11 protein-coding genes and 1 tRNA gene are annotated in these 10,840 nt (G+C 67.1%); 8 read left to right on the top strand and 4 right to left on the bottom strand.

The window, feature by feature from the left end; genetic code table 11:
• Positions 1–642: hypothetical protein (locus tag AC1D2K_RS19940; protein WP_478090563.1), on the top strand; the 642-nt coding region annotated here is incomplete at its 5' end.
• A 441-nt stretch (positions 643–1,083) separates the two neighbouring features.
• Here the strand turns inward: AC1D2K_RS19940 and AC1D2K_RS19935 are convergent.
• Together AC1D2K_RS19935 and AC1D2K_RS19930 are read right to left on the bottom strand one after the other, a co-directional pair.
• Entirely contained in the window at positions 1,084–1,542 is a 459-nt protein-coding gene (locus AC1D2K_RS19935; RefSeq protein ID WP_478090562.1) for a DUF4124 domain-containing protein, read from the bottom strand.
• Complete coding sequence (locus AC1D2K_RS19930; RefSeq protein ID WP_478090561.1) at positions 1,539–1,754, bottom strand: hypothetical protein; 216 nt, start codon at positions 1,752–1,754, stop codon at positions 1,539–1,541. Before AC1D2K_RS19930 ends, AC1D2K_RS19935 begins: the two co-directional genes overlap by 4 nt.
• A 157-nt stretch (positions 1,755–1,911) precedes the next feature.
• Here AC1D2K_RS19930 and AC1D2K_RS19925 point away from each other — a divergent pair, with 157 nt between their 5' ends.
• The 3 genes from AC1D2K_RS19925 (at position 1,912) to AC1D2K_RS19915 (ending at position 3,915) form a co-directional block, all read left to right on the top strand.
• Positions 1,912–2,133, top strand: a complete 222-nt coding sequence (locus AC1D2K_RS19925) for a hypothetical protein (RefSeq protein WP_478090560.1) — start codon at positions 1,912–1,914, stop codon at positions 2,131–2,133.
• Positions 2,134–2,212: 79 nt separating this feature from the next.
• On the top strand, positions 2,213–3,379 hold the full coding sequence (locus tag AC1D2K_RS19920; protein WP_478090559.1) for an ImmA/IrrE family metallo-endopeptidase: 1,167 nt from the start codon (positions 2,213–2,215) through the stop codon (positions 3,377–3,379).
• An 11-nt stretch (positions 3,380–3,390) separates the two neighbouring features.
• Positions 3,391–3,915 (top strand): DUF4411 family protein, encoded by a 525-nt coding sequence (locus AC1D2K_RS19915; RefSeq protein WP_478090558.1) that lies wholly within the window; start codon positions 3,391–3,393, stop codon positions 3,913–3,915.
• A 124-nt stretch (positions 3,916–4,039) separates the two neighbouring features.
• Here AC1D2K_RS19915 and AC1D2K_RS19910 read toward each other — a convergent pair.
• Together AC1D2K_RS19910 and bktB are read right to left on the bottom strand one after the other, a co-directional pair.
• A tRNA-Lys gene (locus AC1D2K_RS19910) sits at positions 4,040–4,115 on the bottom strand.
• Between the two features lie 63 nt (positions 4,116–4,178).
• Positions 4,179–5,363, bottom strand: a complete 1,185-nt coding sequence (gene bktB / locus AC1D2K_RS19905; RefSeq protein ID WP_478090557.1) for a beta-ketothiolase BktB — start codon at positions 5,361–5,363, stop codon at positions 4,179–4,181.
• 95 nt (positions 5,364–5,458) lie between these two features.
• Between bktB and AC1D2K_RS19900 the strand changes: the two genes are divergently transcribed.
• From AC1D2K_RS19900 to AC1D2K_RS19885, 4 genes are all read left to right on the top strand, one after another.
• On the top strand, positions 5,459–6,169 hold the full coding sequence (locus AC1D2K_RS19900) for an SDR family NAD(P)-dependent oxidoreductase (RefSeq protein ID WP_478090556.1): 711 nt from the start codon (positions 5,459–5,461) through the stop codon (positions 6,167–6,169).
• Positions 6,170–6,396: 227 nt separating this feature from the next.
• Positions 6,397–7,329, top strand: coding sequence for an HAD family hydrolase (locus AC1D2K_RS19895; protein WP_478090555.1), 933 nt, complete (start codon positions 6,397–6,399; stop codon positions 7,327–7,329).
• Entirely contained in the window at positions 7,326–8,801 is a 1,476-nt protein-coding gene (locus AC1D2K_RS19890) for a DUF1254 domain-containing protein (RefSeq protein WP_478090554.1), read from the top strand. The genes AC1D2K_RS19895 and AC1D2K_RS19890 overlap by 4 nt, the downstream gene beginning before the upstream one ends.
• A 16-nt stretch (positions 8,802–8,817) precedes the next feature.
• The coding region (locus AC1D2K_RS19885) for an autotransporter (protein WP_478090553.1) at positions 8,818–10,840 on the top strand (2,023 nt) is incomplete at its 3' end.

The following is a 10,840-nucleotide window of genomic DNA, read 5'->3' as shown; positions in this document are numbered from 1 at the left end:
ACTGATATCCCAGCCGTGTTCAAGATCACTGCCAAAACAACAGGTGCTCCAGCAACGGGAGTTTGGCCGTACCTTTTCAGCGATGAAGACGGTCTGAACCACACGCAAGTGCCAATCTGGCAGGTTAGTGCCGGGGTGTTTACGTTCGTTTCGCCCATCAACGGCCTAGCTTTGAACACCAAACTGTCCCAAGGAGTGCACAAGGGCTCCCTGAAGTTGAGGCTATGCAAAGACAGGGATTGCGTTGGGGAATATGCGATCACTGCCGCCAACGGCTTGCCCTACGTCTTGAATGTCTTGCCACCCATGGTGTTCACGGTCGAAGCTAACGGCGCGCCCGTCCCTGTTACTACGTGCTGCGGGAACGATCCGTTCAAAGAGTCAAACGTGCAGGTGCGGCGTGGGGATACCGTGACTGTGCACTCTACGATGCCAGTTTCTCAATGGGAGGTATTGACGGGCGGCTCGACAGCCGTCAACGAATCTAAGACCACCACTTCATGGACTGGAACTATGAAGTATGGAGGATCCTCAGGATCTCCAGTGGAAGTTGTCTATATGTCCGTCAACGGTTGGACCCCCTACAACGATCCAATTCTGCAACATGGCGGAAGAAGGTTGCATCTAGAAATTCTTCCGTGAAGGTCGAGACGCGGCATGTCGTATGCGGTCGCGCTCGAAGCCCTTGTGTTATTGGTGTCGCCTCTCGGCATCGGGATGTCTCGCGCTGGCACCTCGGGTGGCGGCAACTGCAGCGCCACGAACTCGCCAGTCGATTGYCGCGTCGATACCTGCTGCCGCTTGACCGCTGTCACCGCGTCGTCCTGCTCCGTCACCCAGCGCCGCAAGAGATTGGCGCTCACCCCATGTGCCATAGCCACCGTAGCCGTTCGCAACGCCGGAGGGTGTGATGCTGCCGATCTGGGCGACGACCTTATAGCCCGCCGTCCCGAACGGGCTGCCGGCCTTCTCGTAGCAACTGCCCCAGCTGTGGCCGAACCAGGGCAGTTGATGGTGTGCGCAATCTTGCCACTCGGACCGTAGGTCTGGGTGGGACGTGGCGCAGCCGGCGAGCGGCAGCAGTCAGCATTTCAGATCGAAGAACTGTTTGCGGGCTTTGTAGAGATCAACTTCGACGCGGGCTTTGGCCTCGCCTGCCGCTCGTGCCGCATCGGCTTCTAGCGAGGGCAGGCGGTTGTCGAGATCGGCGCATTGGGCCTGCTCGCGGGTGGGCAACTTCACGCGACGGCGCAAAACGTCCATGTCGGCGTGCGAGCGACCATGGAGCGGGCGCAGGGTGTTGTCGAAGGTCGCATTGAACTCTTCACGTTGCACGTCACGACCTTTGCGTGACTGGCCGGTCATTTTGTCCATGCCTTGCGTGGGCGTCGCGTCGATCACCTTGGCCCCGACGCATGGGGCGTCCGAGTAGCTGACCTTGCCGTTCGTCTCGCAGCGGTAGACCGTGGGCTGCGCGGCCACGGGCAACACCAGCATGGCGACGGCGGCAGCGATGGGCAGGCGCAGCATGCTCGCGGTCACCAGAGCTTCCACCACGGCCGCCGGGCCAACCGCAGTTGCTGCGGCCGAGTATCGAGGCTGTCGAAGATGCTGGCGGCGGCGCCGAAGCGGCTACGCGGTCCGTCGTCGGCCGCACCCGTGCTGCTCAACGCGCAAGCCTGATTCCCCGCCTGGGCGATGTGGTGGGCCTGCTCGGGGGCATCGTCGAGGGGGAGGGTGCCGGAATTGGTCATGGGGGATGATTCTGGCGCGGCGGACGACGGGTGGCGAAAATGCGATACAGGGCTTATTTTCTAGCGTCGCAAGACCCGCAGATCAATTCGCCTCTCAGCCTGCTGGCGTCGCAGTCAAATACTGGATAAAAAACCAGTAGTTCGCTACGATAGCGCCATGGACGACGCGCAGAAGGACCAGTGGATTGCGGCCTGCGCCCACCGGCTGCAGCGCCAGTGGCGCACGGTCGACCCAGAGCAGCTTGAAGACGTGGCCGCCGACCTTTGGCGCGACCCGCGCCTGCGCGCGATGACGCCGGCGGACGCCGCGGTCGATTGGCTCCGGCCCGTGGCGACCGGCCCACATCACGGCACGAGTTCGCGGCCAGGGCAAGGCTGAGCGGCGAGACGCGGCCCGATGTCTGTAAACTTTGGAAACGAGACGCTGCGCGAGTGCCGCGCGCGCCTCGGCGCAAACAATGACACGGTTCAACCCGGATGTGTTTCGATGGGCGAGAGAAACCGCCGGTCTTGAGCCGGAGGACGCTGCACGCGCCATCGGCATTGCCGCCGCATCGCTGAAGGCCATCGAGGGCGGCGAGAAGGAGCCCTCGCGCACGATGCTGTCGAACATGGCGCGGGTCTACCGTCGCTCGTTGCTCACCCTGTACCTGCCGGCGCCGCCGACGAAGGGGGACCGAGGCGAAGATTTCCGCACTGTCGTCGCAGAACGAAGCGTTGAGGCCGAGGCCGACGTGGATGCGCTCGTGCGCGACCTCCGCGCGCGGCAGAGCCTGGTGCGGGCTGTCCTTGAAGATGATGAGGACGCGCGGCCGCTGGACTTCATCGGCTCGGCAAAGATGGAGGCCGGTGTCCCAGCTCTTCGCGAGGCGATCGAGAAGTTACTGGGCGTCACCCGCGCGGAGTACCGGGCGCAGAAGGACGCCGACGGCGCCTTCAACCTGCTGCGTGATCGTGCCGAGCGGGCAGGGGTGTTCGTGCTGCTCGTCGGCAACCTCGGAAGCCACCACTCGACCATCCCTGTTGGGGCATTCCGTGGCTTTGCCATTGCCGACCCCCTCGCGCCCTTCGTCGTCATCAACGACGGGGACGCGAAGGCGGCATGGTCGTTCACCCTGCTGCACGAACTGGCACACCTGTTCCTCGGCGCCACGGGCGTCAGCGGCAGCGGGGTGCCTGAGATGAAGATCGAGAAATTCTGCAATGACGTGGCCGGCGAGTTTCTGCTGCCGGTCGCGGACTTGGAGATGCTCAATCTCGCGGGGCTCGACGTGAACGCGCAGATCGCCACCATTTCGCAGCATGCCGATCGCTGGCGCGTGAGCCGGCAGATGGTCGCCTACGGCCTGCACAAGGCCGGGCGCCTGTCGCTCGATGACTGGAAGGCGCTGTCGGTTGAAATTCACACGCGCTGGATCGCGGAAAGGCGGCGCGAGAAGGAAATCGCCAAGATGAAGAAGAGCAGCGGCCCAAGCTACTACGTCGTCCGGCGTCACCGCCTAGGCACCGCCATGCTCAATTTCGCGCACCACGCCATGGATGCGGGAACGCTGTCGCCGGTCAAGGCCGCCAAGGTGCTCGGGGTCCGGCCCCGTAGCGTCTATCCGTTGTTGGCTGTCGCCTGATCGGTCGCTCGATGCTCTATCTGCTTGACGCGAGCGTGTTGATCACTGCCCACAACTCCTACTACCCGGTGGATAGCGTGCCCGAGTACTGGGAGTGGCTCACCTACCAGGGTGAACAAGGCCGCGTGAAGATGCCGTTCGAAATCTTCGACGAGGTCAAGGACGGCCCGGACGACGCCGACAAGGATTTGCTCTTTGCATGGTTGCAAGAGGACGCCAACAAGAAGGCGCTGCTGTTGAGCGACGCGGTGGACCCGGGCCTTGTGCAGAAGGTCATCACTGAGGGCTACGCCCCCGACCTCACGGACGATGAGGTCGAGCAGATCGGCCGCGATCCGTTCCTGACTGCCTACGCGCTGTCCGACAAGGGGAAGCGGTGCGTCGTGACGGTCGAAATCTCCAAGCCGAAGAAGCAGCGCCAGAACCGTAAGCTCCCCGACGTGTGCAGCTCCTTCGGGCAGGACTGGTGCGACCCGTTCGAGTTCAATCGGGCGCTGGGCTTCAGCACCCGGTGGAAGCAAAAGTTGGGGAAGTAGGGCGCGCGCCGATCAGCGTAGCGGCAATGCGGTTGATTCTGTCACCAGACTGTCACCGATCGGCCAATGAAAAAAGCCTGCTATCGAATCGATAGCAGGCTTTTCAACGCTTACGCGGTGTTGGTGGTGGGCCCTGAGTGACTCGAACACTCGACCTACGGATTAAGAGTCCGCTGCTCTACCAACTGAGCTAAGAGCCCCTGATCGACATTTCTGTCATTCAGGCAATCCCACGATTATAGCCACAACTTTTGGCGCGGCCGTCAGATCCGCTCAAAAATGCAGGCGATGCCCTGGCCGCCGCCGATGCACATGGTCACCAGCGCGTAGCGGCCCTGGATGCGCTCCAGCTCGTACAGGGCCTTGACGGTGATCAGCGCCCCAGTGGCGCCGACCGGGTGGCCGAGCGAGATGCCGGAGCCGTTGGGGTTCACCTTGGCCGGGTCCAGGCCCAGGTCCTGGCTCACCGCGCAGGCCTGCGCCGCAAAGGCCTCGTTGGCTTCGACCACGTCCATGTCGGAGGCCTTCAGCCCCGCCTTCTCGAGCGCCTTGCGCGAGGCCGGCACCGGGCCGATGCCCATGTAGGCCGGGTCCACGCCCGCGAAGGCATAGGCCACGATGCGCGCCATCGGCTTCAGGCCGCGCCGCGCCGCTTCTTCCTTCTCCATCAGCACCACGGCCGCGGCCGCGTCGTTGACGCCGGAGGCGTTGCCCGCGGTCACGGTGCCGTTTTCCTTGAGGAAGGCGGGCTTGAGCTTGCTCATGTCCTCGATCTTGGCGTCGTGTCGCACGTGCTCGTCGGTGTCGAAGTAGGTGGTGCCCTTGCGGCTCTCCAGCGGCACCGGAACGATCTGCGTCTTGAAGTAGCCGCCCTCGATCGCCTTCTGGGCGCGCTGGTGGCTGGTCAGCGCGGTCTGGTCCTGGGTCTCGCGGCTGATTCCCCATTTCTTGGCGATGTTCTCCGCCGTGATGCCCATGTGGATGGTCTGGAAGGGGTCGTGCAGCGCGCCCAGCATCATGTCGACCATCTTGCTGTCGCCCATGCGCGCGCCCCAGCGGGCGGTGAGCGAGGCGAAGGGGGCGCGGCTCATGTTTTCGGCGCCGCCGCCGACGGCCACCTTGGCGTCCCCGAGCTGGATGCTCTGGGCCGCRCTCACGATGGCCTGCAGGCCCGAGCCGCACAGGCGGTTGACGGTCAGCGCGGGTGTCTCCTGGGCGCAGCCGCCCTCGATCGCGGCCACGCGGGCCATGTACATGTCGCGCGGCTCGGTGTTGATGACGTGGCCGAAGACCACGTGCTCGACGTCCTTGCCGTCGACCTTGGCGCGCGCCAGCGCTTCCTTGGTGACCAGGGCGGCGAGCTTGGTGGGCGGGACGTCCTTGAGGCTTCCGCCGAAAGTTCCGATCGCGGTGCGAACGCCGCTGACGACAACCACTTCTTTCATCACAGTTCTCCTTTGCAAACGAAGCACCGATGATGCCAGCCCGGGCGCCGTGCGGGTGACATCGGCGCTACCATGCCTTCCCCAACCAGGAACCTGCCATGGACGAAGTCGATTCCCCGGGTCAAGTGGTCGTCACGGGCGCCGCCGGCGCGCTGGGCCGTGCCGTGGTGCAGCTGTTCCTCGACAGGGGGGGCCGCGTGGCGCTGATCGACCATCGGCTGGAGCACCTCGTCAGCAGCTTTCCCGGGCTCGACAACTCGCAGCACCTGCTGCTCCAGGCCGACGTGACCTCGGTGGAGGCGATGGCCGGGGYGGGGCAGCGGGTGCTCGGCACCTTCGGCGGGCAGGTCGATGCCCTGGTGCACATCGCCGGCGGCTTCGAGATGGGCGAGCCGGTGCATGCGCTCGGCCGCGCGGCCTGGGACCGAATGATGAACCTGAACGCCTGGTCGTTCGTGGCGGTGACGCAGGCGCTGGTGCCGGCGATGATCGAGCGCAAGTCCGGCCGCGTGGTCGCCGTGACCGCCAAGACGGCGGCGCGCGGCGCCGCGGCCATGGCGGCGTACATTGCGTCGAAGAGCGCGCTGCAGCGGCTGGTCGAAGCCTCGGCCGCGGAACTGGCGCCGCACGGCATCACCGTCAACAGCATCGCGCCCAGCGTGCTCGACACCCCCGCCAACCGCCAGGCCATGCCCGATGTCAACCCGAACCAGTGGGTGTCGACCTCGGTGGCGGCCCGCACCGTCGCCTTCCTGGCCTCGCCGGCGGCCGCGGCGCTGCACGGCCAGCACCTGACGCTCGACGCCTGAGTCCGGCGCCCAGCCAGGGCCCGGGCTGAGCTGAGTTGAGCTGAGCTGAGCTTGCACCAAGGGGCAAATCGCGTGTCACCTTAGGACAAGTGCGCTTTGCCGCCGGCGTGCGCATGCTCTCGACACGCTCTGGCGCGGCAGCATGGCTGCCCCGTGCCCGCGCGACGATGCAATAACCCGGAGGCCGCCATGGCAGCGAAGAAGCCCGCTCAGCAATCGACGGCCGCATGACTGCCGTCCTGCCGTCCTGGAACGAGGGCCCGGCCAAGGCCTCGATCACCGACTTCGTGGCCCGGGTGACGCTGGAGGGCGGGCCGGACTTCGTCCGCCCGGCCGAGCGCATTGCGACCTTCGACAACGACGGCACGCTGTGGTGCGAGCAGCCGATGCAGTCGCAGGTCTTCTTTGCGCAGGATCGGCTGGTCGCGCTCGCGGCCCAGGATCCTGCATTGAAGGAACGCCAGCCCTTCAAGGCCTTCCTCGAGCACGACCTCCAGACGATCGCGAGGCTGGGCAAGCAGGGCGCCTTCGACGTCGCTTTCTTCACGCATGCCGGCGTGACCGAGGACGATTTCCAGGCCATTGCGAAGGCGTGGCTCGCCTCGGCCAGACACCCGAAGCTCGGCCGCCGTTTCACGGAGTGCGCCTACCAGCCCCAGATCGAACTGCTCGACTACCTGCGCGCCCACGGGTTCAAGACCTTCATCGTCACCGGCGGCGGCATCGACCTGGTGCGCGCCTTCTCCGAGGAGGTCTACGGCATTCCCGTGGAGCAGGTCATCGGCAGCAGCACGAAGACGCGCTTCGAGATGCGCGACGGGCGTGGCGAGCTGTGGAAGCTGGCGGAACTCGGCACTTTCGATGACCGCGAAACCAAGCCGCAGAACATCGGCCTGCACATCGGCCGGCGTCCGATCCTTGCCTTCGGCAATTCCGACGGCGACCTCGCGATGCTGCGCTACGTCAAGTCGGGCGCCGGCCCGCGGCTGGCGCTGCTGCTGCACCACGACGACGGCGAGCGCGAGTTCGCCTACGACCGCGAGTTCCGGCTCAGTCCGCTGGTCGACGCGCTCGACCATGCCGGCGACTACGGCATCGATCTGGTCAGCATGCGGCGCGACTGGAACACGGTGTTCGTCCCGCGGACGGCCACACCATGACCCGGGCACGGGCGCATCCGCGCATGGGCCGTCGCGCGGGCCCGCCCTTCCGGCAAGGCCGGGCCGAATGCTTCCCGCTGCAGGAGATGACCATGGCGCAGGCAGTCCCGGGTCCCGACACCAAGACCAAGCTCAGCGACGACTACGTGCGCATGGTGGCGCGCGACGCCTTCTTCTGGGCCTGGCCGATCGTCAACGTGCACAACCGCCGCGTCGCCTTCGGCGGCTTGCCGCATCCGATGCTGCTGGGCGGCGTGCTGCCGGTCGGGCCGGCCAACAGCCTGACCATGCTGACCGACTACATCGATCCGGCCGAGCGCGCGGTGGCCTGTCCGAACCAGGACGTGGTGTATGGCAACGGCATCGTCGCGCTGGACCAGTCGCCGGTGGTGCTCCAGGTGCCCGATTTCGGCGACCGCTTCTGGGTCATCCAGGTGGTGGATTCGCGCACCGACAGCGTTGCCGAACTCGGCAGCATGTACGGCACGCAGGCCGGCTTCTACCTGCTGGTCGGGCCGAACTGGGTCGGCGCGGTGCCGCCGGGCATCCGCCGGGTGTTCGTCTCGCAGACCGGCACCGGCGTGGTGATTCCGCGGGTGTTCCGCGAAGACACCGAAGAGGATCTGTTGGCGGCGCAGTCGGTCATCAGCCGGATCGGGCTGTACCCCGTGGCGCAGTTCGACGGCAGGATCAAGCGCACCGACTGGTCTCGGGTGCCGGCCGTGCCGAACGCGGCCGACCGCGGTGGCGGCGAAACCCGATGGGTGCCGCCCGAGACTTTCCTCGAGAGCCTGCCCGCCGCGCTGGCCGATGCGAAGCCGCTGCCGGGCGAATCGGCGCGCTATGCGCAGGTGCTGGCGGTGGTGGACGCGGTCGCCGGYGATGCGCACCTCAAGGAGGTCTTCGAGCAGGCGGTGGCGGCGGCCGACCGGGAACTGGTCGAGCCGCTGTTCGAGTTCCGCAACTACGGGCGGCAGTTGCCGCACCACTGGTCGACGATCGCCAACGGCGCCTGCTTCGGCACCGACTACTTCACGCGCACGGCGGTCGCGAAGTCGAACATCTTCGTCAACAGGCCCAACGAGACGCAGTATTTCTACCAGGACCTGGACCAGGACGGCGCGCGCCTGTGCGGCGCCGGGTGCTATGCCCTGACCTTCGCGCCGGGAGAGCTGCCGCCGGTGAAGGGCTTCTGGTCGCTGACGCTGTACAACGCGCATCACTTCTTCGAGCCCAATGCGCTCGGGCGCTATTCGGTGGGCACCAAGAGCAGGTCGCTGCGTTTTGCCGAGGACGGCTCGCTGACGATCTACGTGCAGCCGCAGTCCCCCGGCGTCGAGCACGAAAGCAACTGGCTGCCCGCGCCGAGCGGCGGCGCGAGCGAGTTCTCGCTCTATCTCCGCGCCTACTGGCCCGAGCCTGCCGCCGTGGACGGCCGCTGGACGCCGCCGGCGGTCGTCCGTTTTGAATGAATCACGAGGAGTTTTCATGAGTCGAATCACAGGCAGCGCCGCGATCTTCCTGGTCGCCGCGCTGGCGGCGCAGGCGATGCCGGCGGGCGCGCAGCCCACCGCGGTCGCCACGGCGGCCGCCTCTGCCATCGGTGGCGAACTGCCCTGGCCGCGCACCGTCCAGTCCGGCAACGCGAGCCTGAGGGTGTACGAGCCGCAGCTCGACAGCTGGGACGGCGTGAAGCTGGCCGGGCGCGCGGCGGTGCAGGTCGAGATCGGCAGCAACCCGCCGCAGACGCGCTACGGCATCGTCACCTTCGAGGCCCGCACGCTGACCGACAAGGGGCGCCGCCTGGTCACCCTCGACGGCGTGCGTTTCGCCAAGGTCGATTTTCCGTCCTCGACCGCGGCGCAGGCGCAGGCCTGGAGCGATGCCATCGCGCGCGACCTCGGCGGCCGCTCGCGCACCATCGCGCTGGATCGGCTCGAGGCCGCGATGGCGATCGTCCAGACCCGGCAGCCCGAGGAGCGCAAGCCGCTGGCCAACGAGCCGCCGCGCATCGTGTTCTCCAGCGCACCGTCGATCCTGGTCACGATCGACGGCGAGCCGCGCTATGGCCGGCTGCAAGGGACGCCTTTCGAGCGCGTGCTCAACACCCGGCCGCTGCTGCTGCGCGACGGCTCGGGCACCTACTACCTGAAGGTGTTCGACGGCTGGATGACGGCCGTTGCGCTGAACGGGCCGTGGAAGGTGCTCCACGCGCCGTCGAAGGAGCTGGGCCGGGCTTTCAAGACCGCCATGGATGCGCACCAGATCGACCCGCTCACGGGGCAGAGCACCCCCGACCGCCCGGCGCCGCGGCTCGAGAGCCATGCGCCGATGGTCTTCGTGGCCACCGCGCCGACCGAACTCATCGTGACCGACGGCACGGCACGGCCGGTGCCGCTCAGCGGGGCGCCGCTGCTCTATGTGGAGAACACCACCGGCAACATCTTCATGGACATGCAGGACAACATGACCTACGTCCTGATTGCCGGCCGCTGGTTCCGTTCGGCCTCCACCGCCGGTCCGTGGCAGTTCGTTCCGGCCAATGCCCTGCCGCCCGCGTTCGCGCGGATCCCCGACGACAGTCCGAAGGAGAACGTCAAGGCTTCGGTCGCCGGCACTTCGCAGGCGCGCGAGGCCGCGATCGCGGCGACCGTGCCGCAGACGGCCGCGGTCAAGGTGGCGGGCACCTCGCTGACGCCGCCGCGTTTCGACGGCGAGCCGGTGTTCAAGCCGATCGCGGGCACCTCGCTGTCCTACGTCGAGAACACGCCGACCGCGATCATCCGGGTCAGCGACGGCGCCTACTACGCGGTCGAGAACGGCGTCTGGTTCAGCGCTGCGTCGGTGCGCGGGCCGTGGAAGGTCGCCCGATCGGTGCCGGCGGCGATCTATTCGATTCCGCCGAGTTCGCCGCTGCACTACGTGACCTACGTGCGCATCTACGACACGACGCCCGACACGGTCTACGCCGGTTACTCGCCGGGCTACATGGGCGCGATCGTCGACCCGGTCTCGGGCGTGGTGGTGTACGGCACGGGTTATGTCTACAACCCGTGGATCGGCTCGGTCTGGTATGGGCCGCCGGTCACCTACGGCTATGGCGCGGCGGTGGCGTACACGCCGTGGACCGGCTGGGCGGTGGCCTTCGGCCTCGGCTGGGCCTGGGGCGCGGCGACCGTGGCCACCGGCTGGGGCTGGGGCCCGTATCCGTACTGGGGGCCCTGGGCCGCGCCGGTGTGGGGCGGGGCCGCCTTCGGCCCGCGCGGCGGCGCGGTGGCCTGGGGACCCGGCGGCTGGGCCGGCTACAGCGGCAACGTCTACAGCCAATGGGGCAACCGCGCGACGGTGTCGCGCGCCGCCGGCGGCTACAACGCCTGGACCGGCAACGCCTGGGCCGGGCAGGTGGGTTCCTCGTACAACTCGCGCACCGGCATCGCCTCGGCGGGCCAGCGCGGCGCGATCGGCAACGCCTACACCGGCAACTACGCGGCGGGCGGGCGCGGTGCGGCGG

It is taken from the genome of Variovorax sp. P1_H12_2 (assembly GCF_056405335.1).
The sequence above is the reverse complement of the archived record's forward strand: the minus strand, read 5'-3'. Positions and strand labels throughout refer to the sequence as shown.

Bases quoted from the DNA above. Each gene is read 5' to 3' on its own strand.
- AC1D2K_RS19930 (WP_478090561.1), bottom strand. From the start codon at position 1,754: ATGACCAATTCCGGCACCCTCCCCCTCGACGATGCCCCCGAGCAGGCC.
- AC1D2K_RS19925 (WP_478090560.1), top strand. From the start codon at position 1,912: ATGGACGACGCGCAGAAGGACCAGTGGATTGCGGCCTGCGCCCACCGG.
- AC1D2K_RS19920 (WP_478090559.1), top strand. From the start codon at position 2,213: ATGACACGGTTCAACCCGGATGTGTTTCGATGGGCGAGAGAAACCGCC.
- AC1D2K_RS19915 (WP_478090558.1), top strand. From the start codon at position 3,391: ATGCTCTATCTGCTTGACGCGAGCGTGTTGATCACTGCCCACAACTCC.
- AC1D2K_RS19895 (WP_478090555.1), top strand. From the start codon at position 6,397: ATGACTGCCGTCCTGCCGTCCTGGAACGAGGGCCCGGCCAAGGCCTCG.